This window comes from Streptomyces atroolivaceus (genome assembly GCF_000717025.1).
GTDB classification, from domain to species: domain Bacteria; phylum Actinomycetota; class Actinomycetes; order Streptomycetales; family Streptomycetaceae; genus Streptomyces; species Streptomyces atroolivaceus.
In genome coordinates this window covers 42,336-68,490 of the sequence record NZ_JNXG01000024.1, presented here as the reverse complement: position 1 = coordinate 68,490, position 26,155 = coordinate 42,336, and the positions used below count along the sequence as shown (strand labels likewise).

Genomic DNA, 26,155 nt, shown 5'->3' with positions numbered 1-26,155 from the left:
GGCCCTCCGGGCGCTTCCCTTCTGTTCTTGCGTTTCCGACTCTATCAGACTCTTTCGTGTCCGATTCCCGGCCGAAGCGGGTTCCTGCTGATTCGCTTTTCAGTTCTTCGCTTTCGCGCTTCCCTTTCGGCGTGGTCACCACATTAGCCGATTTCCTCCGCGACTCATAATCGAGTCGATCGTGTGAATTCCGGCATGCCGAAATTGCACCCGCCAGGGGTGAATCGTAGGTAGTGGTTGGCCCTCTCACGATGCTTCAGCCCGGTCCGACGGACCGTGCCGAGGACAACTGCATCCGTTCAAGCGGCTCGGACTACATTAGGGAAACGGCAGGGGTGAGTCAAGTTGCGCGGCGGCGCGGCGCGTGGGCCCGGTACGGGCTGACCGTGGGGTCGCCGTCGATCCAGAAGCGCCAGGGCTGGTGAGAACCGTCGCCGCCCACCCCCGTACGCGGACCGCTGCGTACCTGGTCGGGAGAGGGCGGAGAGCCGTGCAGGACGGACAGAGGCCGCTGAGCGCCTGCCACCACGTCGACGCCGTTCAGTGCGCGGTCGACGTCGAGCGCCGTCGCCAGACGCGCCGGCCCTTTGGCCAGTTCCCTGTCATGCCGGGCCGAGAATCGACGTTTGCGGGCCATCTCCGCCCCGATACCGATCTCCCCCGCACGGAGCAGGACGCCACTCGCCTTGCCCTCGGGACCGCACACCAGGTTGAGGCAGTGCCACATGCCGTACGTGAAGTAGACGTAGGAGTGGCCAGGCGGACCGAACATCACACTGTTGCGGGCTGTCCGGCCGCGGAATGCGTGGGAGCCGGGGTCGATGTCGCCCGCGTAGGCCTCCACCTCCGTCAGGCGCAGCTCCATGGGGCCCTCGTCGGTCGACCGGACGAGGACGCGGCCCAGAAGATCGGGGGCCACCTCCACGACCGGCCTGTCGAAGAATTCCCGCGTGAGCGGCGTACGGTCCATGCCTTCATCCATGGCGTCCGAGGGTACTGGGCTCGGCGCGACGGGAACCGGCTACGGTCGTGGCGCGTATGTAGGGGTCAGGACCAAGGAGGAAAATCATGGGCTTCAAGCGGCTGCTCGCGAGCATGGGTGCCGGCGGTGCTTCGGTCGAGACGGAGCTGACCGAACTCAACGTCGTCCCCGGCGGGGTCGTCCAGGGCGAGGTTCGGATCCAGGGCGGATCCGTGGACCAGCAGATCGAGGGGCTCTCGGTCGGCCTGCAGGCGCGGGTCGAGGTCGAGGGCGGGGACCAGGAGACCAAGCAGGACATCGAGTTCACCAAGCAGCGGCTCGGTGGCGCCTTCGAGGTTCAGGCGGGCGCGGTGCACGTCGTGCCGTTCGGGTTGGAGATCCCCTGGGAGACGCCGATCACCATGTTCGCCGGCCAGCAGCTGCGCGGCATGAACATCGGGCTGACGACGGAGCTGGAGATCGCCCGCGCCGTTGACTCGGGTGACCTGGACCCGATCAACGTGCACCCGCTGCCCGCGCAGCAGGCCATCCTGGACGCCTTCGGACAGCTGGGCTTCGGCTTCCGCAGCGCCGACATGGAGCGTGGCCACATCCGCGGCACCCGCCAGCGTCTGCCGTTCTACCAGGAGATCGAGTTCTTCCCCCCGCAGCAGTACCGGGGGCTGCACCAGGTGGAACTGACGTTCGTCGCGGACGACCGCGAGATGGACGTCGTCCTGGAGATGGACAAGAAGCCGGGCCTCTTCAGCGAGGGCAGCGACTCCTACCGCGCGTTCAAGGTGGGTCTCAACGACTACCAGGGCACCGACTGGGCGGCGTACCTCAACCAGTGGCTCGCGCAGGTCGGCGGCCAGCGCAACTGGCTCTGACACCCCCTAGGGTCGGTGGGAAGACATCGCACAGCCGATCAGGAGAGGTGCTGACGTGACCGAGCCGAAGAGGGCGCCGCTGCCGCACGACTTCCATCCCGAGGTTCCCCCGTTCGCCGTGGCGAGCGAGGATCTCGCGCCGGGTGCCGTGCTGGCGGACGCCCAGGTGTTCGCGGCGGGGAACACCTCGCCTCAGCTGCGGTGGGAGGGCTTCCCCGCGGAGACGAAGAGCTTCGCCGTGACGTGCTTCGACCCGGACGCGCCGACGGGCAGCGGATTCTGGCACTGGGTGCTCTTCGACATCCCCGCGTCCGTGACGGAGCTCCCCGCCGGTGCGGGAAGCGGGGCGTTCGAGGGACTGCCCGAAGGCGCCGTCCAGGCGCGCAACGACTACGGGGCGAAGGAGTTCGGGGGTGCCGCGCCGCCTGCCGGTGAGAACCACCGGTACGTCTTCACCGTGTACGCGGTGGACACCGAGAAGCTCGGGCCGGACAGTGACGCCTCCCCCGCCGTGGTCGGATTCAACCTGCGGTTCCACACGTTGGGCCGCGCTCAGCTGATCGGGGAGTACGCCGCTCCGGAAAGCTGAAGGTTCGCCTGCCGTTTGCCCTGCCCTGGTCTTGGAGAGACCAGGGCAGGGCACTTTTTATTGCGTTGTCCATCACGGCTCACCCGGACAGAGTTGATCCGGGTCCGCCGGCAGACGGGCGGCACACGGGAGGTGGGCAGGATGCGGGACACACTTGTACTCAACGCGAGCTTCGAGCCGCTGTCGACGGTGACACTCAACCGTGCGGTGGTCCTGATCCTGCAGGACAAGGCCGTCGTCGAGCAGGCGCATCCCGGGGTCCGGATGCGTGGTGCCGCCGTGGACCTTCCGGTCCCCCGGGTGATCAGACTCTGCCGGTACGTCCGGGTGCCGTTCCGAAGACACGCTCCGTGGTCCAGAAGGGGTGTGCTCATACGGGACCAGCACCGGTGCGCGTACTGCGGGCGGCGGGCGAGCACCGTGGACCACGTGGTGCCGCGTGCCCAGGGCGGCCAGGACACCTGGCTGAACACCGTGGCCTCGTGCGCGGAGGACAACCACCGCAAGGCGGCCCGTACTCCGGAGCAGGCGGGGATGCCGCTGCTCCGGGAACCGTTCGTGCCTTCGCCGGCGGACGCGATGCTGCTCGCGCTGGGAGCCGGGGACCGGTCGGCGCTGCCGGAGTGGCTGGCCCGCTCCGCGGCGTGAGGTCCTCCCCCGACCCCACATGAACGAAGGCGGAGCCCGTACCCCGTACTTGAGGGGGCGGGCTCCTGTCCGTCAACGCAGCAGTAGCTGGACGATGGCCGCGGTTCCGACGACGACGATCAGGGCGCGCAGGAGGCGGGGGCTGAGCCTGCGGCCGACCTTGGCGCCGATCTGGCCGCCGATGGCGGAACCCACCGCGATGAGGACGACGGCGGTCCAGTCGAAGTCGGCCACGAAGAGGAAGAAGAGCGCGGCGACGCTGTTGACGACGGCGGCGAGGACGTTCTTGACGGCGTTGAGCCGCTGCATCGTGTCGTCGAGCAGCATGCCCATGAGGGAGAGGTAGATGATGCCCTGGGCCGCTGTGAAGTAGCCGCCGTAGACGCTGGCGAGCGTCAGGCCGGTGAACAGCAGGGGCCCGCCGTCGGGGCGGGCGGGGGTGCCGGTGCGGTCGCGGCGGCGCTGGACCGCCCGGCTGATGCGGGGCTGCAGGATGACCAGGACCAGTGCGAGGGCCACGAGGACGGGGACGATCGTCTCGAACGCCGTGGAGGGCAGGGCCAGCAGGAGAGTGGCCCCGGTGAGTCCGCCGGTCAGTGCGCCGACGCTCAGTTTGAGTATGCGGCGCCGCTGGCCGGCGAGTTCCTGGCGGTAGCCGATGGCACCGCTGATGGAGCCCGGGATCAGGCCGAGTGCGTTGGACACGGTCGCGGTGACCGGTGGCAGCCCGGTGGCGAGCAGGACGGGGAAGGTGATCAGCGTTCCCGATCCGACGATGGTGTTGATCGTGCCGGCGCCGACTCCGGCCGCGAAGACCGCGAGAATCTCCCAGATGGACAAGGCCATCCCCTTCGATGGTCAGTGATGCCTCCCCGCCATGAAGGTCGAGGGGCCTCACTGATCATGCACGAAGGTGTTCTCCGGTCAGTCGACCGGGGGCTGCTCCCGGCGTTCCGTGCCGGTGTTGAAGCCGGGGGCTCCACTGCCGAGGTTGCCGAAGGCGCCACTGAGGCCCTTGAGTGCGTCGCCGATCTCGCTGGGCACGATCCAGAGCTTGTTGGCGTCGCCCTCGGCGATCTTGGGGAGCATCTGGAGGTACTGGTACGACAGAAGCTTCTGGTCCGGGTCCCCGGCGTGGATGGACTCGAAGACCGTACGGATGGCCTGGGCCTCGCCCTCGGCGCGCAGGGCGGATGCCTTGGCCTCACCCTCGGCGCGCAGGATCGCGGACTGCTTCTCACCCTCGGCCGTGAGGATCGCGGACTGCCTGATGCCTTCGGCGGTGAGGATGGCGGCGCGCTTGTCACGGTCGGCGCGCATCTGCTTCTCCATCGAGTCCTGGATGGAGGTGGGCGGTTCGATGGCCTTGAGCTCGACGCGGTTGACGCGGATGCCCCACTTGCCGGTGGCTTCGTCGAGGACTCCGCGCAGCGCGGCGTTGATCTCCTCGCGGGAGGTCAGGGTCCGCTCGAGGTCCATGCCGCCGATGATGTTGCGCAGGGTGGTGACGGTGAGCTGCTCGATCGCCTGGATGTAGCTGGCGACTTCGTAGGTGGCGGCGCGGGCGTCGGTCACCTGGTAGTAGATGACGGTGTCGATGTTGACGACGAGGTTGTCCTGGGTGATCACCGGCTGGGGCGGGAAGGGTACGACCTGTTCGCGGAGGTCGATCCGGTTGCGGATCGAGTCGATGAACGGGACGACGATGTTCAGCCCGGCGTTGAGCGTGCGGGTGTAGCGGCCGAAGCGCTCCACGATGGCGGCACTGGCCTGCGGGATGACCTGGATCGTCTTGATCAGGGCGATGAAGACGAGCACCACCAGAATGATCAGGACGATGATGATCGGTTGCATCGTGTGCCTCGTGCCCTTCGGTTGCCGACGGATCGCGGTGATCGAGATCGAACGGTCATGGCGGTCGCATTGTCATGATGATCGACTTCGAGTTTGGCAGACTGCCGCCTGCCGTGTGACCGGTTCGCTCACATGACGACGGCCGTTGCACCGTCGATGTCGACGACGTCCACCTGCCGGCCGGGTTCGAAGGCCTGGTCGCCGTCGAGCGTGCGGGCGGACCAGACCTCGCCGGCGAGCTTGATGCGCCCGCCGCTGCCGTCGACCCGTTCCAGGACGACGGCCTGACGGCCTTTCAGTGCGTCGATTCCGGTGGCGTGCGTGGACTGGCTCCTCCGGTGTCTGGCCGCGATGGGCCGGACGACGGCGATCAGGGCGACCGAGACCAGGACGAACACCAGGACTTGGGCGACGATGCCGCCGCCCAGGGCCGCGACGGCGGCCGCGGCCACCGCTCCTACGGCGAACATCCCGAATTCGGGCATCGCGGTCAGGACGAGGGGAATGCCCAGTCCCACCGCGCCGATCAGCCACCACACCCACGCGTCGATGTCCACATGGTCATCGTAGGACCGCAACTGCCTTCCCCGACAGGGCGCAGAGGAGGTTGGCTGTGGTGCGACTACCGGCCGAGGGGCAGACCTCGGGCCGTGTAGCGGTCGTCCTGGTGCTCGACGACGAGCGGCAGGCCGAAGCAGAGGGAGAGGTTCCGGGAGCTCAGCTCCGTCTCCATGGGACCGGCGGCGAGCACCTTGCCCTGACGGATCATCAGTACGTGGGTGAAGCCGGGCGCGATCTCCTCGACATGGTGGGTGACCATGACCATGGAGGGGGCGTACGGGTCACGGGCCAGCCTGCCGAGACGGCGGACCAGGTCCTCACGGCCTCCGAGGTCGAGTCCGGCGGCCGGCTCGTCGAGGAGGAGCAGCTCGGGGTCGGTCATCATGGCGCGGGCGATGAGGGTGCGCTTGCGCTCGCCCTCGGAGAGCGTGCCGAACTTGCGGTCGAGGAAGTCGGTCATGCCGAGGCGGTCGAGGAAGGCACGGGCGCGATCCTCGTCGACGGCTTCGTAGTCCTCGTGCCAGGTGGCGGTCATGCCGTACGCGGCGGTGAGCACCGTCTGCAGGACGGTCTGGCGCTTGGGGAGCTTTTCGGCCATGGCCACGCCGGCCATGCCGATGCGGGGGCGGAGCTCGAAGACGTCGGTCCCGACCCCGCCGAGCCGCTCACCGAGGACCGTTGCCGTGCCGGTGCTCGGGAAGAGGTAGCTGGAGGCGAGGTTGAGGAGAGTGGTCTTGCCCGCGCCGTTCGGCCCGAGGATGACCCAGCGCTCCCCCTCCTTGACCGACCAGGAGACGTCGTCCACCAGAGCGCGTCCGTCGCGGACCACGGATACGTCCACCAGCTCCAGTACATCGCTCATGGCGCGTTGTCTCCCCATACAGTGTCGAGATCGTCGCGTGCCTGTGGGCACAGCTCCCAGGGAAAACCTACGCCACCCGGGGAGTGCTCAGGCCCTGGGGCCGTTCCCTAGGCTGTTCCCATGCTTTCGGAACCACGCTCAGGGCGGCTTGCCGCATGGGGAAACGCGCTTATGGCCGGACTTGTGTCACCGGACGACGCGGCACTCGCGATCGTCGGCGAGGATGCGGTGCACCGGGTCGAGGGGCTGCCGGGTGAAGCGGGGCCCGTCGGGCTCACGCTGGCGCTCGGCCGGCTGAGGGGGCTCGGCGCGACCGGTTTCCGGGTCGCCCTGCCCGTGCCCGGGCATCCGCTGGGGCTCAGCGGGCCGCCGGACTTCAACGCCCGGGCGCTGGAGGCGGAGGAGGCGGTGGTTTCGTCCGGGGCGCCCTACGGGCTCGTACCGGAGGTGAGTGAGGCCGGGCCGGCCGGGGACCTGCATGTCGAGGTGGTCTGGCGCTGTCTGCCGGTCAGGGAGGCGCCGCCTGCCGATGTGCCGTCGCTGGGTGAGGCGGAGCGGGAGCTCGCCGAGGCCCTGCGGGACGCGACGGCGGTGCTGTCCCGGCTGGATGTCGCCGGGTCGGGCCCGGTCGCGGAGGCCGCGGTGGACGCCTACCGGGCACGGGCGGAGCGGGGGCGGGAGGTGCTGGCGCCGGGCTATCCGCCGCGGGCGGTCCGGGTGCTGGAGCTGGCTCAGCGGGTGGGGCTGCTGGTGTCGGTGGCCCACGAGAACGGGCACGGCGGAGCGGTGAGCGCTTCCGAGATCGCGGCCCGGGGCGAGGCCCTGCGGCCGGTGGAGCGGGTGGCCAGGCGGGCGCAGGTCGCGGCGTACAACGCGTACGTGGAGGAGCCGGGACGGTGACCACGCACCCGTGAACGCCTACGTGGAGGAGCCGGGACGGTGACCACACCCCGGCGACGCGTCCCTGAGGGGGGGCGACGGGCGCCCTGGCCTCCTCCTGCAGCCGGAGGGCTCGGGCGAGAGCCCTCCGGGCGGCGGGGTGCGAGGCGTCGCTCAGCCGTTCAGGCCGAGGTTGCCGAAGGCCGGGTTGAGCAGGCCCACCACGTTGACCGTGTTGCCGACCACGTTCGCCGGGACGTGCACCGGGACCTGGACGACGTTGCCCGAGACGACGCCCGGGGAGCCGACCGCCGCGCCCTGCGCACCGGCTCCGCCGTGGCCCGTGGCGGAGGCGGCTCCGGCACCGGCGGCGATGAGTCCGCCCGCGATCATGGTGACGGCCGCGGCCTTCTTCAGGTTCTTCACTTCAGGGTCCTCCTCGCATCGCTGCGACCGACCGCCGCAGCACGCGTGGAGAACGCCGTCACGCCGCGGGGGATGCGCCGTACGGGTGACATACACCCGACAGTATGAATCTCGGTCCGGAGCGGAACCGCCCGCCCGGCGCCGGCGAAAACTCCTGCGGTCAGCCCGCCGCCCCGTTCCGGACCGCCCACAGCGCGGCCTGGGTCCTGTCCGAGAGGTCGAGCTTCATCAGGATGTTCGAGACGTGCGTCTTCACGGTCTTCTCCGACAGGACCAGGGCCCGGGCGATCTCCCGGTTGGACCGGCCGTCGGCGATCAGGCCGAGCACCTCCCGCTCCCGCTCGGTCAGGGTGCTTCCCCGCCCCGTGCCGTTGCCCGTGTCGTCCTGGGCCAGCAGCGCTCCGGCGACCTCCGGCTGGAGCAGGACGTGGCCCGCGTGGACCGAGCGGATGGCGCCCGCCAGGGCGTCCGGGTCCACGTCCTTGTACACGTAACCCGATGCCCCCGCCCGCAGGGCCGGCACGACCGTGCGCTGCTCGGTGAAGCTGGTGACGATCAGCACCCTGGCCGGGTTGTCCAGCTCCCTGAGCCTGCGCAGTGCCTCGATGCCGTCCGTACCCGGCATCTTGATGTCCATCAGGACCACGTCGGGGCGCAGCTCCTCGGTCCTGGCGACGCCCTCCGCCCCGTCGGACGCCTCTCCGACGACCTCTATGTCGTCCTGGACCTCGAGGAACGTACGCAGTCCCCGTCGGACCACCTGATGGTCGTCGACCAGCAGCACCTTGATGACCTTCTCAGGCACAGGGGACCTCCATCTGGATCGTGGTGCCCTTTCCGGGCTCCGAGGTGACGGTGAGACGCCCTCCGACGCTGCCTGCACGGTGCCGCATCGAGACGAGGCCGAGGTGCCGGCCCGCGCGCCGTACGGCATGGGTGTCGAAGCCCCGGCCGTCGTCGGTGATCCGCAGCACCGTGACCGAGTGGCGCCGGACGAGGGTGACGGTGACCTGCCCGGCGCCCGAGTGGCGCAGGGCGTTGTGCAGGGCTTCCTGGGCGACGCGCAGCATCGCCTCCTCCTGGGCGGAGGGCAGGGCGCGCACGCCGGCGCTCTCGAAGGTGACCCCCGCGCTGTGGGCGCGGTCCAGGACCTGGACCTGGGTACGGAGCGTGGCGACCAGGCCGTCCTCGTCCAGGGCGGCGGGGCGCAGCTCGACGACGGCCGCACGCAGCTCGTCCACGGCCTCCCCGGCCAGGGCCGCCACCTGCTGGAGCTCGCCCTTGGCGCGCGCCGGGTCGCGGTCGACGAGAGCCGCCGCGGCCTGGGCGGTGAGCCTGAGCGAGAAGAGCTTCTGGCTGACGGCGTCGTGCAGCTCGTGGGCGAGCCGTGAGCGCTCCTCGGCGATCGTGAGCTCTCGGCTGCGTTCGTAGAGCCGGGCGTTGGTGAGCGCGATCGCCGCGTGCTGGGCGAGGATCCCGAGGAGCTCCTCGTCCTCCTCCGTGAAGTTGCAGCCGCCCGTCGGCCTCGAGCAGCGCTTGTTGGCGAGGAAGAGCGCGCCGATGGTCTCGTCCCCGTCCTGGATGGGCAGGCCGAGGAAGTCGGACATGTCGGGGTGGGCTTCGGGCCACCCCTCGAACCGCGGATCCTCGCGGACGTCGGCGAGCCGCTGGGGCTTCGCCTCGTGGAGCATCGCCGCGAGGATGCCGTGCTGGCGCGGCAGCGGTCCGATGGCCTTCCACTGTTCGTCGCTGACGCCGTCGACGACGAACTGGGCGAAGCCGCCGTGGTCGTCGGGGACACCCAGTGCGGCGTACTCGGCGTCGAGCAGCTCCCGGGCCGAGGCGACGATCGTCTTGAGGACGTCCCGCATCTCCAGGTGCCGGCTCATGGCGAGCAGCGCGGCGCTGACGGCGGCGAGGCCCGACGGTGGGCGATGACTCATGCGCTCACCGTACCGGCGGGGGTACCGCCGACGTACCGGGCTGCGGACCCGGGCCGGACGGGACCTCGGTCCTAGGCAGAAGTGCCTTGCGGAGCTGCTGCCGATGGACGAGGCGGCGGGCCGCGCCGGGTTCCTACGGCTGGTCAACGCGGCTCGGGCGGGCGGGGGCAGGGTGATCGCCGTGGGGACGACGGCGGTGCGGGCGCTGGAGTCCGCCGCGGGTGGGGACGGGGTGGTGCGGGCCGCGGCGGGCTGGACGGATCTGGTGGTGACACCGCGACGGGGCGTGCGGGCTGTCGACGGCCTGCCGGCCGGGCTGCACGAAGCGGGCGCCTCGCACCTGCTGGTGCAGGAGGCCATAGCGGGGCGGGGGACGCTGCGGCGGGGATACGCCCGGGCGCTGGGCCACCGGTACCTCCGGCACGAGTCCCGGGACGCCCGTCTTCTGCTGCCCTCTGCCCGATAAGCCCCTTACGCTCCGCATTACAGCCGCAACTTTTCGTGAGCGGAGAGGGGGGCCCATGTGAGCCCAGGCATAGGACCCACGTCACTTACGAAGAGGGATAGTTAGAGTAAAACGGGCAAGTCGCCTGGGTTCAAACCGGACAAGGAGGTATGAACAAGACCCTGATCCACTACACAGCTTCGTACGTCACACCTTTGCCAGGCCATTTTGCTGGCGCTAAGAATTGCAGCTGTCCCCGACGGAGATGCCCCCGGCTCTTCCGTCTGCGTCCTCGCCGAGGACCCCTGCTATTCGAAGAGGTACGACTGTATGTCCGTGTCCCGCATCTCCAGCCGTAGCCGTCGCCTGAACAAGGCGCAGAAGCTCTCCGTCGCGGGGGTCTCCACCCTGGCCGCCGCCGCTCTCGCCTTCTCGCTCGTCCCGAACGACGCCTCGGCCACGACCGAGCCGCAGGCCGCATCGGCCGCCGCGCCGGTCGCCTACACCGGCTCGCAGGCCAAGAGCCTCCAGGCCGGCGCCATAGAGCAGAACTCGACGGCCGAGCAGCTGGTGAAGGCCGCCGACGCGGCCAAGGCCAAGGACGCCGCCGAGAAGAAGAAGGCCGCCGCCAAGGCCGCCGCGAAGGCCAAGGCCGTCGCCGAGGCCAAGAGCGAGGCCGCGGCGAAGGCCAAGGCCGACGCGAAGAAGCGTGCGGCCAAGAAGGCCAGCCGTGCGGCCGACCGCAAGCCGGTCTACGCCAACAACCTGGACGGCTGGATCCGTGAGGCGCTCGCCATCATGGACAAGAAGAACATCCCCGGTACGTACGAGGGTCTGCACCGCAACATCATCCGCGAGTCCAGCGGTGACCCCCGCGCCATCAACAACTGGGACATCAACGCGATCAACGGCGTCCCGTCGAAGGGCCTGCTGCAGGTCATCAAGCCGACCTTCGACTTCTACCACGTCAAGGGCACCAAGCACGACCAGTACGACCCGGTCGCCAACATCACCGCGGCCGCCAACTACGCCGCGGACAAGTACGGCTCCATCGACAACGTCGACAGCGCGTACTGAGCCACGCACCGGACAAGGCCAAGGCCTGGCAGAGCTGACCCGCCGGTCCGCAGCGTCGCGTGACCGGCCGGCACATGCCGAAGGGCGGCACCCCACGGGGTGCCGCCCTCGGGCGTTTCCGGGGCCGGTGCGGCCCGGCGGCGTTACTTGCGCATCACCTCGGGCTCATGGCGGCGCAGCATCCGCGAGACCGCGACGAAGAGAAGGGCGCTCATGAAGAGCATCACCGTGATGTTGATGCCCCACTGGCCGGCCGAGTGCTCCCAGAGCGGGTCCAGGTCGGTCGGGGCCTTGGGGTCCCACGGCGGCATGAGGTGGGCGAGGTCCAGCGTGGTGCCCGCCGCGGCGACCGCCCATCGCGACGGCATCAGCCAGGCGAACTGTTCCAGGCCCGGGGATCCGTAGACCTGGAAGAGCACGCCGGTGAAGACGACCTGGACGATGGCGAACATGACGAGCAGCGGCATCGTCTTCTCGGCGGTCTTGACCAGCGCGGAGATCATCAGGCCGAACATCATCGAGGTGAAGCCGAGCACGATGATCGACAGGCAGATCTCCACGGCGGGGGGCATGAACAGGCCCTCCTCCGGCAGCTCGCGGGTGGAGAAGCCGATCCCGCAGATGATCACGCCCTGGAAGGCGGTGATCACGCCGAGGACGATCACCTTGGACAGCAGGTAGGCGGAACGGGAGAGGCCGGTGGCCCTTTCCCGCTCGTAGATGACCCGTTCCTTGATCAGTTCTCGTACGGAGTTGGCCGCTGCGGCGAAGCACATACCGACCGCGAGGATCAGCATGATGGTGCCGGCCTTGCCGTTGAACCGGGAGGGCGGATCCGGCTCCGCCAGGCCGAACTCCGCCGGGATGACCACGCTGACGACGCCGAGGACGGCGGGCAGCAGCACCATCAGGAGGAGGAAGCCCTTGTCGGACGCGATCACCGAGACGTACCGGCGCATCAGTGTCCACAGCTGCGCCGCCCACCCCGACGGCTTCGGCGGACGCATCTGCTGCGCCGGGGGCATGTGTACGGACTGCGCGGCGACGGCGTCGATGTCCGCGGCGTACATCTGGTAGTGCTGCGAGCCGCGCCAGCGCCCCGCCCAGTCGTAGTCGCGGTAGTTCTCGAACGCGGAGAAGACGTCGGCCCAGCTGGTATAGCCGAAGAAGTTCAGCGCCTCCTCGGGAGGGCCGAAGTAGGCGACGGAACCGCCGGGCGCCATCACCAGGAGCTTGTCGCAGATCGCCAGCTCGGCCACGGAGTGCGTGACCACGAGGACCGTACGGCCGTCGTCGGCGAGGCCGCGCAGCAGCTGCATGACGTCGCGGTCCATGCCCGGGTCGAGACCGGAGGTCGGCTCGTCCAGGAAGATCAGCGACGGCTTGGTCAGCAGCTCCAGGGCGACCGACACGCGCTTGCGCTGGCCGCCGGAGAGCGAGGTGATCTTCTTGTCCCTGTGGATGTCGAGCTTGAGCTCGGCGAGGACCTCGTGGATCCGGGCGGTGCGTTCGGCCTCGGTGGTGTCCGCGGGGAAGCGCAGCTTGGCCGCGTACCGCAGGGCCCTGGTGACCGTGAGTTCCTTGTGCAGGATGTCGTCCTGCGGCACCAGGCCGATGCGCTGCCTCAGCTCGGCGAACTGCTTGTACAGGTTCCGGTTGTCGTAGAGGACGTCACCCTGATTGGCGGGCCGGTATCCGGTGAGCGCCTTGAGCAGGGTGGACTTGCCGGATCCCGACGGACCGATGACGGCGATCAGCGACTTCTCCGGGACGCCGAACGAGACGTCCTTGAGGATCTCCTTGCCGCCGTCGACCGTCACCGTGAGGTGGCGGGCCGAGAAGGAGACCTCACCGGTGTCGACGAACTCTTCCAGCCGGTCCCCGACCAGCCGGAAGGTCGAGTGACCGACGCCGACGATGTCGTTCGGGCCGATGAGCGCGGAGCCGGACTTGCTGAGCGGCTGACCGTTGACGTACGTGCCGTTGTGGGACCCGAGGTCACGGATCTCGAAGCGCCCGTCCGGCGTCGCCCGGAATTCGGCGTGCAGGCGCGAGACCTGGAGGTCGGAGACGACCAGCTCGTTCTCCAGCGCACGGCCGATGCGCATCACGCGGCCGAGGTCCAGCTGGTGGAAGGTGGTCGGACTGCGGTCGCCGTAGACCGGCGGCGCCCCCGCCGCGCCACCGTGACCGCCCGTTCCGGGCGGGTTGGCGTGGCCCTGCTGGTGCGGAACCGGAGGCTGCTGCATCTGCGGTGCCTGCTGCCAGGCCGCCTGCTGCTGCGCGGGACCGCCGGGCCAGCCCGCCCCGGCCTGCTGCGGCTGCTGCGCCGGGGCCTGGTGCGCGTGAGGAGCGGGCGCCTGCTGCGCGTGAGGGGTGGGCGCCTGCCGCACTCCCGCCCCCTGCCCGCCCTGGACCCCGGCGCCCGCCGCCGCGGTGAGGCTCACCCGCGGTCCGTCCGTGGCGTTGCCCAGGTGGAACGACGTGCCCGGGGAGATCTCCGTCTGCTGGACACGCCGGCCCTGCACGTAGGTGCCGTTCGTGCTGCCGTGGTCCTCGACGGACCAGGCGCGGCCGTTCCAGCTGACCGTGGCATGCCGCCACGACACCCTGGCGTCGTCGATCGTCAGGTCGCCCTGCGGATCGCGTCCGAGGGTGTACGACCTGGACGGATCGAGCGCCCAGGTCCTTCCATTCATTTCCAGTACGAGTTCCGGCACTCCGCGCCCCACTAGTTGTCCCCCGAATCGGCCCCCGTCGCAGGGGGCCTAGGGATGCTGAACATCGTGGGGAACTATTCCAGGAGCGGTCCCGTAACGGAAAGCCGGGCGGTGTGAAGACGGCGCGGAGGCTCGGGGCCCCTTCCCCCGACTCGGGAGAAATGGGTCCGGAGCATCCCATCCGAGGCGCCTGTTCCCGGCCAGGCCCCCCGCCGACGGCTGTCCGCCACTCGGGACGGCTTCGGAGCTCACCCCTCGGCCCTATACGGTGGGACCACCATGAGCGCTTCTCAGTCACCTCGGTCTCCCCGGTCTCCTGAGCCCTCCGCAGCCCCTCCGGGCACGGACACCCCCACCCTTCTCGTCAAGATCTTCGGGAAGGACCGGCCCGGCATCACGGCCGGACTTTTCGACACCCTGGCCGCCTACGCCGTGGACGTCGTGGACATCGAGCAGGTGGTCACGCGTGGCCGCATCGTCCTCTGCGCCCTGGTGACCTCGCCGGCCACCGGCGACACGGCCGAGGGCGACCTGCGGGCGACCGTGCACAGCTGGGCGGAGTCGCTGAAGCTGCAGGCCGAGATCATCTCGGGCACGGGCGACAACCGTCCGCGCGGCTTCGGCCGCTCCCACGTGACCGTGCTGGGGCACCCGCTGACGGCGGAGTCCACGGCGGCCATAGCTGCCAGGATCACCTCCACCGGTGGCAACATCGACCGGATCTTCCGCCTGGCGAAGTACCCGGTCACCGCGGTCGAGTTCGCGGTGTCCGGCACCGGGACCGAGGAGCTGCGGACCGCGCTGGCGACGGAGGCCGCGGGCATCGGCGTCGACATCGCCGTCGTGTCGGCCGGGCTGAGCCGGCGGGCGCAGCGGCTGGTCGTCATGGACGTGGACTCGACGCTCATCCAGGACGAGGTCATCGAGCTCTTCGCGGCCCACGCCGGCTGCGAGTCCGAGGTCGCCGCGGTGACCGAGCAGGCGATGCGCGGTGAGCTCGACTTCGAGCAGTCCCTGCACGCACGCGTGGCCCTGCTGGCCGGGCTCGACGCCTCGGTGGTGGAGAAGGTACGGGCCGAGGTGCGGCTGACCCCCGGCGCCCGCACCCTGATCCGGACGCTCAAGCGGCTCGGTTACCAAGTGGGCGTGGTCTCGGGGGGCTTCACCCAGGTCACGGACGACCTCAAGGAACGCCTCGGGCTCGACTTCGCCTCCGCCAACACGCTGGAGGTCGTCGACGGCAAGCTCACCGGCCGGGTCGTGGGCGACATAGTGGACCGGGCCGGCAAGGCCCGGCTGCTGCGCAGCTTCGCCGCTCAGGCGGGGGTGCCGCTGGCGCAGACGGTGGCGATCGGTGACGGCGCCAACGATCTGGACATGCTCAACACCGCCGGCCTGGGCGTCGCCTTCAACGCCAAGCCGGTCGTCCGCCGGGCCGCCCACACGGCGGTGAACGTCCCGTTCCTGGACACCGTGCTGTATCTGCTCGGGATCACCCGCGAGGAGGTCGAGGCCGCAGACGGCCTCGTGGACTGACCGGCGGGGTCCCACGCAGGAAGGGGCGCCGGCACGTGGTGTGCCGGCGCCCCTTCGTACGTCGTACTCAGTCGTTCGGCGTCCAGTAGTCGACGAGCTTGCCCACGCCGTGCTCCAGGCTCTTCCAGGGGCCGGAGAACTCGAGGACGGCGTAGGCGGCGGTCGGGAAGCCGTCCCTGGTCATGCGGGCCAGCGCATCGCCCTGGGCACTGCCGGAAAGTGCGTCCGCGGCACCGTGCATGCTGGGATTGTGTCCGATGACCAGCAGGTTCTGCACGTCGTCGGGTGTCTCGCCGAACAGGGCGATCAGCTCCCCGAGGGAGGCCTCGTACAGCCTCTCCTCGTAGACGGTCCGGGGGCGCTGCTCGAATTCGTGGACCGCCAGTTTCCAGGTCTCGCGGGTCCTGGTCGCGGTCGAGCACAGAGCCAGGTCGAAGACGGTTCCTGAATCGGCCAGCTTGCGGCCGGCGACGGGGGCGTCCTTCCTGCCCCGTTCCGCCAGTGGCCGCTCGTGGTCGGACTGCTGCGACCATTCCGCTTTTGCGTGCCTGAGAAGGACGATCCTGCGAGGTGTATCGGCGCTCATACGTCTCAGCTTCGCACGAATTGGGTGTCCGGGCGCAGGGTGTTGACGTGCTCGCCCGCTGGGGGGTGAATGACGGGCGACGGGGTGTGTACGAGGCCCGTCAGGCGGGCACGAGGCCCAGGATGTGCCCGAGCAGCCGCCCGATCGCGGGGTCGCCGGCCGCCGCGTGGGCCTGGCCGGGTTCCACGATCAGCAGGAGGAGCGCGGCGAAGGCGAGTGCGGGCAGCGCGATGGCCCACCACGGCAGGCTGACCTCGACGCTGTCCGTGGCCGGGCGGTGGGTCCGGGTGCGTGTACGGGCCGACATGTCCGCCTCCGTGGGTCCTCGGCTGTGTTACCCAGAACCTACGGGCCGGCCGGCGGCGGTCCCATCCGGTGACCCACCCACTCGACCCTGAACCTGGCCCCCTAGGGGATGGTGGGGCTGACCCCACCCCCGCGGGGTCAGGGGGAGGCGATCGTGGCGATCACACCGATGACCACGGAGATGAGAAGCATCGTCCCGAAGACGAGGAGGAGCTTCTTCTGGCCGTTCTGGGGATTCGGATCGAGCACTGGCATGCGCACAGTCTCGCATCTCAGCACTCGTCCTCGATCGTCCGGTCCCGCCCGGCGAGCATTCCCGCGACCGTCTGGGGCACGAGGAGGGCCGCCATGAGGGCGAGCGGCAGCCCCCAGCCGCCGCTGTGCTGGTAGAGCACGCCGACCAGCAGCGGCCCGGGGATCGAGAGCAGGTAGCCCGTGGACTGCGCGAACGCGGAGAGCCTGACCACCCCGGCGCCGCTCCGCGAACGCATCCCGATCATGGTCAGCGCGAGCGGGAAGGCGCAGTTGGCGACGCCCAGCAGCAGGGCCCAGAGCCAGGCGCCGCCGGCCGGGGCCAGGTAGAGGCCCGCGTAACCGAGGAGACCGCACCCGCTGAGGACGAGGACGATCGGCCCCTGCGTCCGCAGCCGGGAGGCGACCCGGGGGATGACGAAGGCGAGGGGCACGCCCATGGCCATGGTCACGGCGAGCAGGACTCCCGCGGTGCCCGCCGGCAGCCCGGCGTCACGGAAGATCTGCGGCATCCAGCCCATCGTGATGTACGCGGCAGTCGCCTGGAGCCCGAAGAAGCAGGCGAGCGCCCAGGAAGTACGGCTGCGGGTGATCCTCAGCGCGGGGGCGCGGGTCGAGGTCTGCCCCGCGGGCCTTCCCTGTGCCCCGCCGGGGCCGCGCTCCCGCACGAGCGGGATCCAGGGCAGGACGGCGACGGCGGCGAGGCCCGCCCAGACCGCCAGCCCGGACTTCCAGCTTCCGCCCAGCGCGTCCGTCAGGGGCACGGTGAGGGCGGCCGCGAGGGCGGTCCCGAGGGCCAGGGCCATCGAGTAGAGGCCGGTCACGGTGCCGACCCGGTCGGGGAACCAGCGCTTGACGATGACCGGCATCAGGACGTTGCTGACCGCGATGCCCATGAGGGCGAGGGCGCTGGCGGCGAGGAACCCGGCGGTGCCGCCCACGAAGGGGCGCAGCAGCAGGCCGGCGGCGATGGCCGCCATTCCGGCGCAGACGACGGCGCTGGGACCGAACCGGCGGGCCAGCCGCGGTGCCATGAATCCGAACAGGGCGAAGCAGAGCGGCGGCACGGAGGTGAGGACCCCGGCGACGCTGCCGCTCATGTGCAGCCCGTCCCGGACCTCTTCGAGGAGGGGGCCGAGGCTGGTGATGGCGGGCCGGAGGTTCAGCGCGGCGAGGACCAGGCCGACGATGACGATCCGCAGCACCCAGGGAGAGGGTCCGGGAGCGGACGTTCCGGGCGCGGGTACGCCGGCACCGGGGGCGGCGGGAGGGCTCAGGGTCGGGGTCTCGTCGTGACGCATGGGACCCATCATAGAATCATGGGATGATTGACTGTCCACTCCGGTCCTCTCCCTGAGACAATCGGGATGACGAACGGACGGGCCCGCACCTCCCGGATCACCCTCCCGGGAGACCCTTTCCGGAAAACGACCAAGGAGCACCATGGCGCTGACGTCCACGCGGCGTTCGGCTCTCGCCGACCAGGTGATTGCCCAGCTGAGGAATCAGATCACCGCGGGTGAGTGGCCGGTGGGCTCACGGATCCCCACCGAGCCCGAGCTGGTCGAGCAGCTCGGGGTCGCCCGCAACACGGTGCGCGAGGCGGTGCGGGCCCTGGCGCACAACGGGCTGCTGGACATCCGCCAGGGCTCCGGCACGTACGTGGTGGCGACCAGCGAGCTGGCGGGTGTGATGCACCGCCGGTTCGCGGACGCCGACCCCCGGCACGTGGCGGAGCTTCGCTCCACCCTGGAGTCGTCGGCGGCCCGGCTCGCCGCGCTGCGGCGCACCGACCGGGACCTGCGCCAGCTGGACACCCTGATGGCGCGGCGCGAGGCGGTGTGGGCGTCCGGGGACGCGGAGGCCTTCGTGGCCGCCGACACGACCCTGCACCTCGCCGTGGTCGCCGCCTCGCACAACGACGTCCTGACCGAGCTGTACGCCGACCTGAACGACCTGCTCCGCGACTACCTGCGCGACGACGTGGGTCCGGAACTGAGGCCGGAGGAGCTCATGGACCACACCCGGCTCGTGGAGGCGATCCGGGCGGGCGACGCGGAGACTGCTGCCACGGAGGCCGCCGCCCACGCGCTGAACTGTCTGCGGGAGCGCGTCTAGATCCGCTTTCCGGCGGCACGCTCAGGAGGACACCGAGTGGCTGACCCAGGCCGAGCCGACCTCTTTCCAGCAGCGGTCCTCGAGCTTGACCGTCCGGCCCGGCTGCACCGCGACCGCGCTGCCGTCGGCATCGACGTCCCACCACCGGGCGCACTCGGTGTGGAGCCGGACGGTATCGGTCGTGGGGTACGGGTTGTGGCAGTAGGCGACCACCTGGGACCCCTCGACCGTCGTACGGCATTCGGCGCCGGACGGCTCCGGTTCGGGGGCGAGAGGGGCTGCCGCTCCGCTTCCCGCCCGGTTGGCCGCACTCACGGCCACCGGGGCCAGGAGCCCCGCGACGACGGCCGCCGCTGCGAGCAGGGCCCAGGTTCGGCGACGTGTGGAGCGCACAACGATCTCCTCCCCACAGCCTGACCAAAAGTCCGGTTCCCACACATTCTGCGGGGGGACGGCCATCTTTTCGACTCGAGCGCCGAGGGACCCGCGGGGGATGGCGGTGACGGCGGTGACGCACGACGGCCGCACACCCCTGGCGTGGGGTGTGCGGCCGTCGGGGTGCCGTGTGCGGGTCAGGCGCCCATCATGTGCACGCCACCGTCGACGTGGATGATCTCGCCCGTCGTCTTCGGGAAGAAGTCCGAGAGCAGCGCGACCACACCGCGGCCGGCCGGCTCCGGGTCGGCCATGTCCCAGGCCAGCGGCGACCGGGTGTTCCAGACCTCCGCGAGATCACCGAAGCCCGGGATGGACTTGGCGGCCATCGAGCCGATCGGGCCCGCCGAGATCAGGTTGCAGCGGATGCTGTCACCGCCGAGGTCACGGGCGAGGTAACGGGAGGTGGACTCCAGCGCGGCCTTGGCCGGACCCATCCAGTCGTACTGGGGCCAGGCGAACTGGGCGTCGAAGGTGAGGCCCACGATCGAGCCGCCTTCCGCCATCAGCGGCTTGCAGGCCATGGCGAGCGACTTGAGCGAGAACGCCGAGACGTGCATCGCCGTGGCGACCGACTCGAAGGGCGTGTTCAGGAAGTTGCCGCCGAGGGCGTCCTGCGGGGCGAAGCCGATGGAGTGGACGACACCGTCCAGCGAGCCGAGCTCCTCCTTGACCAGGCCCGCGAGCCGGTCCAGGTGCTCGGCATTGGTCACGTCGAGCTCGATGACCTTGGCGGGCTTCGGAAGCTTCTTGGCGATCCGCTCGGTCAGCGTCGGGCGGGGAAACGCCGTCAGGATGACCTCGGCGCCCTGCTCCTGGGCCACCTTCGCGGTGTGAAAGGCGATGGACGACTCCATCAGCACCCCCGTGATGAGGATGCGCTTGCCGTCGAGAATTCCGCTCATGGTGATCAGTGACCCATGCCCAATCCGCCGTCAACGGGAATGACGGCTCCAGTGATGTACGACGCGTCGTCGGACGCGAGGAAGCGCACCGCGGCGGCGATCTCAGCGGGCTGCGCGTAGCGGCCGAGCGGCACCTGGGACACGATGCCCTTGCGCTGCTCATCGGTGAGCGCCTGGGTCATGTCGGTGTCGACGAACCCGGGTGCGACGACGTTGAACGTGATGTTCCGCGAGCCGAGCTCACGGGCCAGCGACCGGGCGAAGCCGACCAGGCCCGCCTTGGACGCCGCGTAGTTGGCCTGTCCTGCCGAACCGAGGAGGCCGACGACGGAGGAGATCAGGACGACACGGCCCTTCTTGGCGCGCAGCATCCCGCGGTTGGCCCGCTTGACGACGCGGAAGGTGCCGGTGAGGTTGGTGTCGAGCACCGACGTGAAGTCGTCCTCGGACATCCGCATCAGCAACTGGTCCTTGGTGATACCGGCGTTGGCGACCAGCACCTCCACAGAGCCGTGCTTCTCCTCGATCTCCTTGTAGGCCTGCTCCACCTGCTCGGTGTCGGTGATGTCGCACCGGACCGCGAGAACGCCCGCGTCGGTGAGCGCCTGCGGCGGCTCCCCCGAACGGTAGGTGATGGCGACCTTGTCGCCGCTGTCGGCGAAGGCACGGGCGATGGCGAGGCCGATGCCCCGGTTTCCTCCGGTGACGAGAACCGAGCGGCTCATCGGATCACCCTTTCCTTGGCGGTCTGGTACGTCGAAAACCTATCGGTACCACCCCGCTTCCAGGGAATCGGCCTCTGACAGCGCCGCCGCGCCGCGACTGTCGGATCCCTACAGAAAGGCCCGGCCGGGACACGGCAACGTAAAACCGGAGCACGAGGATGCCACGACCCCCCATGATTCACTGCGGAGACGTTTTCAGAGGTGGAGAAGGGGAGGCCCGCGTGGCCCACGAGGTAGATCAGTCGTTCCTGGCCCTGCCGCTGCGTGCCCTCGCCGACGCGGCGCTCGCCCGCGCCCGTGCGCTCGGCGCCGTGCACGCGGACTTCCGGTTCGAGCGGGTGCGGGGCGCCTCCTGGCGGCTGCGGGACGCCCGGCCGTCGGGGACCTCCGACACCACCGACACCGGGTACGCGGTCCGGGTGGTGCACGGCGGCGCCTGGGGATTCGCTTCCGGTGTGGACCTGACGATGGACGCGGCGGCGAAGGTCGCCTCGCAGGCCGTCGCCATGGCGAAGCTGTCGGCGAAGGTGATCGCCGCGGCCGGCTCCGACGAGCGCGTGGAGCTGGCGGACGAGCCGGTGCACGGCGAGCGGACCTGGGTGTCGGCGTACGAGCGGGACCCCTTCGACGTACCGGACGCCGAGAAGGCCGGGCTCCTTGCCGAGTGGAGCTCCCGGCTGCTGGCGGCCGACGGGGTCGCGCATGTGGACGCCTCTCTGATGACGGTCCACGAGAACAAGTTCTACGCGGACACCGCCGGCACCGTCACCACCCAGCAACGGGTGCGGGTGCATCCGCAGCTGACCGCTGTGGCCGTGGACGGTACGACCGGTGAGTTCGACTCGATGCGGACGATCGCTCCGCCGGTGGGCCGGGGCTGGGAGTACCTCACGGGCACCGGCTGGGACTGGGACGCCGAGCTGGAGCGCATCCCCGGGCTGCTGGCCGAGAAGATGCGGGCGCCGAGCGTCGAGGCGGGGACGTACGACCTGGTCGTCGACCCGTCCAACCTCTGGCTGACCATCCACGAGTCGATCGGTCACGCCACCGAGCTGGACCGGGCGCTGGGCTACGAGGCCGCGTACGCCGGGACGTCGTTCGCGACGTTCGACCAGCTCGGCAAGTTGACGTACGGCTCCCCCGTCATGAACGTGACCGGTGACCGCACCGCCGAGCACGGGCTCGCCACCATCGGCTACGACGACGAGGGCGTGGAGGCGCAGTCCTGGGACCTGATCAAGGACGGGACGCTGGTGGGCTACCAGACGGACCGGCGGATCGCGAAGCTGACGGGCCTGGGACGGTCCAACGGGTGCGCGTACGCCGACTCGCCGGAGCACGTCCCCGTGCAGCGCATGGCGAACGTGTCGCTGCGGCCCGATCCGGGCGGGCTCTCCACGGAGGACCTGATCGGCGGGGTGGAGCGCGGGATCTACGTGGTCGGCGACCGGTCCTGGTCGATCGACATGCAGCGCCACAACTTCCAGTTCACCGGGCAGCGGTTCTTCAGGATCGAGAACGGCAGGCTGGCGGGCCAGCTGCGGGACGTCGCCTACCAGGCGACGACCACGGACTTCTGGGGCTCGATGGAGAAGGTCGGCGGCCCGCAGACCTACGTCCTGGGCGGGGCGTTCAACTGCGGGAAGGCCCAGCCGGGTCAGGTCGCGGCCGTCTCGCACGGCTGCCCCTCCGCCCTCTTCCGGGGCGTGAACATCCTCAACACGACGCAGGAGGCCGGACGATGAGCCGCGTCAGCAAGCCGTACGAGATCGTCGAGCGCGCACTGGAGCTGTCCACCGCCGACGGCTGTGTGGTCATCGCGGACGAGAGCTCCTCCGCCAATCTGCGCTGGGCCGGCAATGCGCTCACCACGAACGGGGTGACGCGCGGACGGACCCTGACGGTGATCGCGACCGTTGACGGTGCCGAGGGAACGGCATCCGGCGTGGTGTCCCGCTCGGCCGTCACCGCCGACGACCTGGAACCGCTCGTGCGCGCCGCCGAGGCCGCAGCGCGCGGTGCCGGGTCTTCGGAGGACGCGCGGCCACTGGTCTCCGGCGTCCCGGTGTCCGCCGACTTCACCGAGGCACCGGCCGAGACCGGCTCCGGCGTCTTCGCCGACTTCGCCCCGGCACTCGGCGACGCCTTCGCGCGGGCCCGCTCGGGCGGCCGTGAGCTGTACGGGTTCGCACACCACCAGCTGACCTCGACGTATCTGGGTACGTCGGCGGGGCTGCGGCTGCGCCACGACCAGCCGAACGGGACGCTGGAGCTCAACGCGAAGTCCCCCGACCGGACCCGCTCCGCCTGGGCGGGCCGGGCCACCCGGGACTTCAAGGACGTCGACCCGGCGGCCATGGACGCGGAGCTGGCGCAGCGCCTCGGCTGGGCGGAGCGCAGGATCGAGCTGCCGGCCGGGCGCTACGAGACGCTGCTGCCGCCGACCGCGGTGGCCGACCTTCTGATCTACCAGTACTGGTCGGCGGGCGCCCGGGACGCCGCGGAGGGCCGGACGGTCTTCTCCCGGCCGGGCGGCGGTACGAGGATCGGCGAGACGCTCTCCGAGCTACCGCTGACCCTGCGCAGCGACCCGCACGCCCCGGGGCTGGAGTCCGCGCCGTTCGTGATCGCGCACGCGTCGGGTGACGATTCCTCTGTCTTCGACAACGGACTGCCGCTGGCCCCGACGGACTGGATCAAGGACGGCAGGCTGGAGCGGCTGACCACGACACGCCACTCCGCCGGGCTGACGGGCCTGCCGGTGGCGCCGGCGATGGACAACCTCGTCCTGGACGGCGGCGGTGAGCGGTCCCTGGAGGAGATGGTCGCCGCGACGACCGGCCGGGCCCTGCTGCTGACCTGCCTCTGGTACATCCGTGAGGTGGACCCGGCGACCCTGCTGCTGACCGGTCTGACCCGGGACGGGGTCTATCTGGTGGAGGACGGCGAGGTCCTCGGCGAGGTGAACAACTTCCGGTTCAACGAGTCGCCGGTCGGGCTGCTGTCCCGGGCGTCGGAGGCGGGCCGCACGGAGAGGACGCTCCCCCGCGAGTGGGGCGACTACTTCACCCGGGCCGCGATGCCCGCGCTGCGCATCCCCGACTTCCACATGAGCTCGGTCAGCCGGGGCGTATGACCCCCCTAGACTGACCGGACAACCGATCGAACCAAGTCGAACCCTCAGAGGAGAGAAACGACCGTGACGGACATCGTCGACGAGCTGAAGTGGCGCGGGCTGTTCGCCCAGTCCACCGACGAGGACGCATTGCGCAAGGCTCTCGCGGACGGCCCGGTCACCTTCTATTGCGGCTTCGACCCGACCGCGGCGAGTCTGCACGTCGGCCATCTGGTGCAGGTGCTCACCATGCGCCGGCTCCAGCTCGCCGGGCTGAAGCCGCTCGCCCTGGTCGGCGGGGCGACCGGCCAGATCGGTGACCCGCGGCCGACCGCGGAGCGCACGCTGAACGACCCGGAGACCATCGCCGCGTGGGTCCAGCGGCTGCGGGGGCAGATCGAGCCCTTCCTCACCTTCGAGGGCCCGAACGCCGCCACGATGGTGAACAACCTGGACTGGACCGCGGGCATGTCCGCGATCGAGTTCCTCCGGGACATCGGCAAGCACTTCCGGGTCAACAAGATGCTCACCAAGGACTCGGTGGCCCGCCGCCTGGAGTCGCAGGAGGGCATCAGCTACACCGAGTTCAGCTACCAGCTCCTCCAGGGCATGGACTACCTGGAGCTGTACCGGCGCTACGGCTGCACCCTCCAGCAGGGCGGCAGCGACCAGTGGGGCAACCTCACGGCGGGGATCGACCTGATCCACCGCCTGGAGCCGGGCGCCGCGGTGCACGCGCTGGCGACGCCGCTGATGGTGAAGGCCGACGGCACCAAGTTCGGCAAGTCCGAGAGCGGGGCCGTCTGGCTCGACCCGGAGATGACGACGCCGTACGCGTTCTACCAGTTCTGGCTGAATGTGGACGACCGCGACATCTCGACGTACATGCGCATCCTCAGCTTCAAGAGCCGTGAGGAGCTCGAGGAGCTGGAGAAGCTCACCGAGGAGCGCCCGCAGGCGCGTTCGGCGCAGCGGTCGCTGGCCGAGGAGCTGACGACGCTGGTGCACGGCGGCGCGCAGTGCGCGGCGGTCATCGCGGCTTCGAAGGCGCTGTTCGGCCAGGGCGAGCTCGGCGAGCTGGACGAGGCGACGCTGAGCGCCGCCCTGTCCGAGGTGCCGCACGCCCGGGTCGCCGAGCTGGGCCCTGTGGTGGATCTCCTGGTCGAGGTCGGGCTGTCCGCCAGCAAGTCGGCCGCCCGCCGCACGGTCAAGGAGGGCGGGGCCTACGTGAACAACGCGAAGGTCACGGACGGCGAGAGCGCCCCGGCGCCCGAGGAGCTGCTGCACGGACGCTGGCTGGTCCTGCGCCGCGGCAAGAAGAACCTGGCCGCCGTCGAGGTCACGGCCGGCTGACGCCGAAGAGCACGGCGCAGCGGCCGGTCACGCATGACGCGTGACCGGCCGCTGCGCTGCGTTCCGCTGCGTTTCACACCCGGCTCAGGTTCTCTGGCTCCTGCCCCGTCTGCCCCGGATCGACTGCCAGAGCATGTCTCCGACACCGACGACGGCCACGGCACCGATCAGTTGCAGCACATGGCGGATCCAGTCGATCCCCTTGGTGTCGTTGACACCGATCCAGGTGGCGACGGCGTTGCCGAGGATGCTGCCGAGGATGCCGAACACCACCGTCAGCCAGAGGGGGATGTCCTGCTTCCCCGGCAGGATCGCCCTGGCGATCACACCCAGCACCAGCCCTACGATGATTGCCCACAACCAGCTCATATCGCCTCCTCGTGCGGCGCGGTGTGCGCACGTCCGCCCAGTCTCGGACTGCGGGACGTACGCCGCATGCCGGACGGGGCCGTACGTGGAACGGCGGTCGCGCCCCGCACCGACGGGACGCGCCCCGGGCTCGAACGCGGCGGACGCCGGGCGTACCGTGGTGTCGGCACCGTCCGGGGAAGTCCGGCACAGAGATCTGGTGGTGGAGTCACGATGCGGAAGCAGAGCGGCACGGAGGTCTTCCGTATCACGGGCGCCCGGCAGGGCCTCGCCGACGACGTGCGCGGCAGACAACGGCGCTACATCATCTCGATGTCCGTGCGCACCGTCTCCGTGGTGCTGGCCGCCACCCTGTGGAACGTCGAGCGGCATGTGGCCGTGGTGGCGCTCGCACTGGGCGTTCTGCTCCCTTATGTGGCGGTGGTCATCGCCAACGCCGGTCGCGAGAACGTCCCCTCACTCCCCTCCACGTTCGTGACCGCACCGATGCGGCCCGCTCTCGGCGCGGCCCCTGCCGCCGGGCCCGCGCAGCCGGTTGCGGAGCCTGCCGGGGAGCCCGGGGGATCCGGCCGCACGGCCGGGCCGCGCCCCGCGGACTGA

The 26,155-nt window shown here is 70.3% G+C and carries 28 protein-coding genes and 1 pseudogene; 12 read left to right on the top strand and 17 right to left on the bottom strand.

Annotation, left to right across the window (positions count from 1 at the left end; all coding sequences use genetic code 11):
• Positions 1–340: 340 nt before the first annotated feature.
• Complete coding sequence (locus OO67_RS33535; protein WP_033305606.1) at positions 341–982, bottom strand: DNA-3-methyladenine glycosylase; 642 nt, start codon at positions 980–982, stop codon at positions 341–343.
• Positions 983–1,068: 86 nt separating this feature from the next.
• Between OO67_RS33535 and OO67_RS33530 the strand changes: the two genes are divergently transcribed.
• The 3 genes from OO67_RS33530 to OO67_RS33520 all read left to right on the top strand — a co-directional run bounded on the left by OO67_RS33530 (position 1,069) and on the right by OO67_RS33520 (position 3,088).
• On the top strand, positions 1,069–1,851 hold the full coding sequence (locus OO67_RS33530; RefSeq protein ID WP_033305605.1) for a sporulation protein: 783 nt from the start codon (positions 1,069–1,071) through the stop codon (positions 1,849–1,851).
• Between the two features lie 55 nt (positions 1,852–1,906).
• The gene (locus OO67_RS33525) at positions 1,907–2,440 is read left to right on the top strand and encodes a YbhB/YbcL family Raf kinase inhibitor-like protein (RefSeq protein WP_033305604.1); all 534 of its coding nucleotides are present in this window, start codon (positions 1,907–1,909) and stop codon (positions 2,438–2,440) included.
• Between the two features lie 141 nt (positions 2,441–2,581).
• Positions 2,582–3,088, top strand: coding sequence for an HNH endonuclease (locus OO67_RS33520; protein ID WP_033305603.1), 507 nt, complete (start codon positions 2,582–2,584; stop codon positions 3,086–3,088).
• A 72-nt stretch (positions 3,089–3,160) separates the two neighbouring features.
• Here OO67_RS33520 and OO67_RS33515 read toward each other — a convergent pair whose 3' ends face one another.
• From OO67_RS33515 to OO67_RS33500, 4 genes are all read right to left on the bottom strand, one after another.
• Entirely contained in the window at positions 3,161–3,934 is a 774-nt protein-coding gene (locus OO67_RS33515; protein ID WP_106972863.1) for a sulfite exporter TauE/SafE family protein, read from the bottom strand.
• Between the two features lie 78 nt (positions 3,935–4,012).
• On the bottom strand, positions 4,013–4,942 hold the full coding sequence (locus OO67_RS33510; RefSeq protein WP_033305602.1) for an SPFH domain-containing protein: 930 nt from the start codon (positions 4,940–4,942) through the stop codon (positions 4,013–4,015).
• 128 nt (positions 4,943–5,070) lie between these two features.
• Entirely contained in the window at positions 5,071–5,499 is a 429-nt protein-coding gene (locus OO67_RS33505; RefSeq protein WP_033305601.1) for an NfeD family protein, read from the bottom strand.
• 65 nt (positions 5,500–5,564) lie between these two features.
• A complete protein-coding gene (locus OO67_RS33500) occupies positions 5,565–6,365 on the bottom strand; it encodes an ABC transporter ATP-binding protein (RefSeq protein WP_033305600.1) in 801 nt (266 codons plus the stop codon).
• A 120-nt stretch (positions 6,366–6,485) separates the two neighbouring features.
• On the opposite strand from OO67_RS33500, the gene OO67_RS33495 reads away from it, so the two are divergent.
• A complete protein-coding gene (locus OO67_RS33495) occupies positions 6,486–7,265 on the top strand; it encodes a hypothetical protein (protein ID WP_033305599.1) in 780 nt (259 codons plus the stop codon).
• A 153-nt stretch (positions 7,266–7,418) separates the two neighbouring features.
• Here the strand turns inward: OO67_RS33495 and OO67_RS33490 are convergent, their stop codons facing one another.
• The 3 genes from OO67_RS33490 to OO67_RS33480 all read right to left on the bottom strand — a co-directional run bounded on the left by OO67_RS33490 (position 7,419) and on the right by OO67_RS33480 (position 9,613).
• A complete protein-coding gene (locus OO67_RS33490; RefSeq protein ID WP_033305598.1) occupies positions 7,419–7,670 on the bottom strand; it encodes a chaplin in 252 nt (83 codons plus the stop codon).
• Between the two features lie 160 nt (positions 7,671–7,830).
• Complete coding sequence (locus OO67_RS33485; RefSeq protein ID WP_033305597.1) at positions 7,831–8,475, bottom strand: response regulator; 645 nt, start codon at positions 8,473–8,475, stop codon at positions 7,831–7,833.
• Entirely contained in the window at positions 8,468–9,613 is a 1,146-nt protein-coding gene (locus OO67_RS33480; protein WP_033305596.1) for a GAF domain-containing sensor histidine kinase, read from the bottom strand. Before OO67_RS33480 ends, OO67_RS33485 begins: the two co-directional genes overlap by 8 nt.
• A 136-nt stretch (positions 9,614–9,749) precedes the next feature.
• On the opposite strand from OO67_RS33480, the pseudogene OO67_RS33475 reads away from it, so the two are divergent.
• Both OO67_RS33475 and OO67_RS33470 read left to right on the top strand, forming a co-directional pair.
• Positions 9,750–10,079, top strand: a pseudogene (locus OO67_RS33475) (S-adenosylmethionine:tRNA ribosyltransferase-isomerase); the annotation flags it as partial.
• 309 nt (positions 10,080–10,388) lie between these two features.
• A complete protein-coding gene (locus tag OO67_RS33470; protein WP_033305594.1) occupies positions 10,389–11,135 on the top strand; it encodes a transglycosylase SLT domain-containing protein in 747 nt (248 codons plus the stop codon).
• Positions 11,136–11,278: 143 nt separating this feature from the next.
• Here the strand turns inward: OO67_RS33470 and OO67_RS33465 are convergent, their stop codons facing one another.
• Positions 11,279–13,867 carry an ABC transporter ATP-binding protein/permease gene (locus OO67_RS33465; RefSeq protein ID WP_033305593.1) on the bottom strand — a complete coding sequence of 863 codons (2,589 nt, stop codon included), beginning with the start codon at positions 13,865–13,867 and terminating at the stop codon, positions 11,279–11,281.
• Between the two features lie 267 nt (positions 13,868–14,134).
• On the opposite strand from OO67_RS33465, the gene serB reads away from it, so the two are divergent.
• Positions 14,135–15,391: a phosphoserine phosphatase SerB gene (gene serB, locus OO67_RS33460; RefSeq protein ID WP_033305592.1), complete on the top strand. Its 1,257-nt coding sequence runs from the start codon at positions 14,135–14,137 to the stop codon at positions 15,389–15,391.
• A 67-nt stretch (positions 15,392–15,458) separates the two neighbouring features.
• Here serB and OO67_RS33455 read toward each other — a convergent pair whose 3' ends face one another.
• From OO67_RS33455 to OO67_RS33445, 4 genes are all read right to left on the bottom strand, one after another.
• A complete protein-coding gene (locus OO67_RS33455) occupies positions 15,459–15,977 on the bottom strand; it encodes a SixA phosphatase family protein (protein WP_033305591.1) in 519 nt (172 codons plus the stop codon).
• Between the two features lie 100 nt (positions 15,978–16,077).
• A complete protein-coding gene (locus tag OO67_RS33450; RefSeq protein WP_033305590.1) occupies positions 16,078–16,284 on the bottom strand; it encodes a hypothetical protein in 207 nt (68 codons plus the stop codon).
• A 137-nt stretch (positions 16,285–16,421) separates the two neighbouring features.
• Entirely contained in the window at positions 16,422–16,538 is a 117-nt protein-coding gene (locus tag OO67_RS40550; RefSeq protein WP_086010434.1) for an SGM_5486 family transporter-associated protein, read from the bottom strand.
• A 17-nt stretch (positions 16,539–16,555) separates the two neighbouring features.
• A complete protein-coding gene (locus tag OO67_RS33445) occupies positions 16,556–17,836 on the bottom strand; it encodes a CynX/NimT family MFS transporter (protein ID WP_033305609.1) in 1,281 nt (426 codons plus the stop codon).
• Positions 17,837–17,978: 142 nt separating this feature from the next.
• Here OO67_RS33445 and OO67_RS33440 point away from each other — a divergent pair, with 142 nt between their 5' ends.
• Positions 17,979–18,653, top strand: a complete 675-nt coding sequence (locus OO67_RS33440) for a FadR/GntR family transcriptional regulator (RefSeq protein WP_033305589.1) — start codon at positions 17,979–17,981, stop codon at positions 18,651–18,653.
• 21 nt (positions 18,654–18,674) lie between these two features.
• Here the strand turns inward: OO67_RS33440 and OO67_RS33435 are convergent, their stop codons facing one another.
• The 3 genes from OO67_RS33435 to fabG all read right to left on the bottom strand — a co-directional run bounded on the left by OO67_RS33435 (position 18,675) and on the right by fabG (position 20,718).
• Positions 18,675–19,046 (bottom strand): hypothetical protein, encoded by a 372-nt coding sequence (locus OO67_RS33435; protein ID WP_033305588.1) that lies wholly within the window; start codon positions 19,044–19,046, stop codon positions 18,675–18,677.
• Between the two features lie 179 nt (positions 19,047–19,225).
• Complete coding sequence (gene fabI, locus OO67_RS33430) at positions 19,226–19,993, bottom strand: enoyl-ACP reductase FabI (protein ID WP_033305587.1); 768 nt, start codon at positions 19,991–19,993, stop codon at positions 19,226–19,228.
• A gap of 5 nt (positions 19,994–19,998) precedes the next feature.
• Complete coding sequence (gene fabG, locus OO67_RS33425; protein ID WP_033305586.1) at positions 19,999–20,718, bottom strand: 3-oxoacyl-[acyl-carrier-protein] reductase; 720 nt, start codon at positions 20,716–20,718, stop codon at positions 19,999–20,001.
• A 221-nt stretch (positions 20,719–20,939) separates the two neighbouring features.
• Between fabG and OO67_RS33420 the strand changes: the two genes are divergently transcribed.
• The 3 genes from OO67_RS33420 to tyrS all read left to right on the top strand — a co-directional run bounded on the left by OO67_RS33420 (position 20,940) and on the right by tyrS (position 25,186).
• Positions 20,940–22,463 carry a TldD/PmbA family protein gene (locus OO67_RS33420; RefSeq protein WP_033305585.1) on the top strand — a complete coding sequence of 508 codons (1,524 nt, stop codon included), beginning with the start codon at positions 20,940–20,942 and terminating at the stop codon, positions 22,461–22,463.
• A complete protein-coding gene (locus tag OO67_RS33415; RefSeq protein WP_033305584.1) occupies positions 22,460–23,854 on the top strand; it encodes a metallopeptidase TldD-related protein in 1,395 nt (464 codons plus the stop codon). The genes OO67_RS33420 and OO67_RS33415 overlap by 4 nt, the downstream gene beginning before the upstream one ends.
• A 63-nt stretch (positions 23,855–23,917) precedes the next feature.
• On the top strand, positions 23,918–25,186 hold the full coding sequence (gene tyrS / locus OO67_RS33410) for a tyrosine--tRNA ligase (protein ID WP_033305583.1): 1,269 nt from the start codon (positions 23,918–23,920) through the stop codon (positions 25,184–25,186).
• An 84-nt stretch (positions 25,187–25,270) separates the two neighbouring features.
• On the opposite strand, the gene OO67_RS33405 is transcribed toward tyrS, so the two are convergent.
• A complete protein-coding gene (locus OO67_RS33405; protein WP_033305582.1) occupies positions 25,271–25,555 on the bottom strand; it encodes a GlsB/YeaQ/YmgE family stress response membrane protein in 285 nt (94 codons plus the stop codon).
• Between the two features lie 213 nt (positions 25,556–25,768).
• Here OO67_RS33405 and OO67_RS33400 point away from each other — a divergent pair, with 213 nt between their 5' ends.
• Positions 25,769–26,155 (top strand): DUF3099 domain-containing protein, encoded by a 387-nt coding sequence (locus tag OO67_RS33400; protein ID WP_033305581.1) that lies wholly within the window; start codon positions 25,769–25,771, stop codon positions 26,153–26,155.

What these genes read in the sequence shown, in the direction of transcription:
- OO67_RS33535 (WP_033305606.1), bottom strand. Translation starts at nt 982, where the DNA reads ATGGATGAAGGCATGGACCGTACGCCGCTCACGCGGGAATTCTTCGAC.
- OO67_RS33530 (WP_033305605.1), top strand. Translation starts at nt 1,069, where the DNA reads ATGGGCTTCAAGCGGCTGCTCGCGAGCATGGGTGCCGGCGGTGCTTCG.
- OO67_RS33520 (WP_033305603.1), top strand. Translation starts at nt 2,582, where the DNA reads ATGCGGGACACACTTGTACTCAACGCGAGCTTCGAGCCGCTGTCGACG.
- OO67_RS33515 (WP_106972863.1), bottom strand. Translation starts at nt 3,934, where the DNA reads ATGGCCTTGTCCATCTGGGAGATTCTCGCGGTCTTCGCGGCCGGAGTC.
- OO67_RS33510 (WP_033305602.1), bottom strand. Translation starts at nt 4,942, where the DNA reads ATGCAACCGATCATCATCGTCCTGATCATTCTGGTGGTGCTCGTCTTC.
- OO67_RS33500 (WP_033305600.1), bottom strand. Translation starts at nt 6,365, where the DNA reads ATGAGCGATGTACTGGAGCTGGTGGACGTATCCGTGGTCCGCGACGGA.
- OO67_RS33495 (WP_033305599.1), top strand. Translation starts at nt 6,486, where the DNA reads ATGCTTTCGGAACCACGCTCAGGGCGGCTTGCCGCATGGGGAAACGCG.
- OO67_RS33480 (WP_033305596.1), bottom strand. Translation starts at nt 9,613, where the DNA reads ATGAGTCATCGCCCACCGTCGGGCCTCGCCGCCGTCAGCGCCGCGCTG.
- OO67_RS33470 (WP_033305594.1), top strand. Translation starts at nt 10,389, where the DNA reads ATGTCCGTGTCCCGCATCTCCAGCCGTAGCCGTCGCCTGAACAAGGCG.
- serB (WP_033305592.1), top strand. Translation starts at nt 14,135, where the DNA reads ATGAGCGCTTCTCAGTCACCTCGGTCTCCCCGGTCTCCTGAGCCCTCC.
- OO67_RS33455 (WP_033305591.1), bottom strand. Translation starts at nt 15,977, where the DNA reads ATGAGCGCCGATACACCTCGCAGGATCGTCCTTCTCAGGCACGCAAAA.
- OO67_RS33450 (WP_033305590.1), bottom strand. Translation starts at nt 16,284, where the DNA reads ATGTCGGCCCGTACACGCACCCGGACCCACCGCCCGGCCACGGACAGC.
- OO67_RS40550 (WP_086010434.1), bottom strand. Translation starts at nt 16,538, where the DNA reads ATGCCAGTGCTCGATCCGAATCCCCAGAACGGCCAGAAGAAGCTCCTC.
- OO67_RS33445 (WP_033305609.1), bottom strand. Translation starts at nt 17,836, where the DNA reads ATGCGTCACGACGAGACCCCGACCCTGAGCCCTCCCGCCGCCCCCGGT.
- OO67_RS33440 (WP_033305589.1), top strand. Translation starts at nt 17,979, where the DNA reads ATGGCGCTGACGTCCACGCGGCGTTCGGCTCTCGCCGACCAGGTGATT.
- fabI (WP_033305587.1), bottom strand. Translation starts at nt 19,993, where the DNA reads ATGAGCGGAATTCTCGACGGCAAGCGCATCCTCATCACGGGGGTGCTG.
- fabG (WP_033305586.1), bottom strand. Translation starts at nt 20,718, where the DNA reads ATGAGCCGCTCGGTTCTCGTCACCGGAGGAAACCGGGGCATCGGCCTC.
- OO67_RS33415 (WP_033305584.1), top strand. Translation starts at nt 22,460, where the DNA reads ATGAGCCGCGTCAGCAAGCCGTACGAGATCGTCGAGCGCGCACTGGAG.
- OO67_RS33405 (WP_033305582.1), bottom strand. Translation starts at nt 25,555, where the DNA reads ATGAGCTGGTTGTGGGCAATCATCGTAGGGCTGGTGCTGGGTGTGATC.
- OO67_RS33400 (WP_033305581.1), top strand. Translation starts at nt 25,769, where the DNA reads ATGCGGAAGCAGAGCGGCACGGAGGTCTTCCGTATCACGGGCGCCCGG.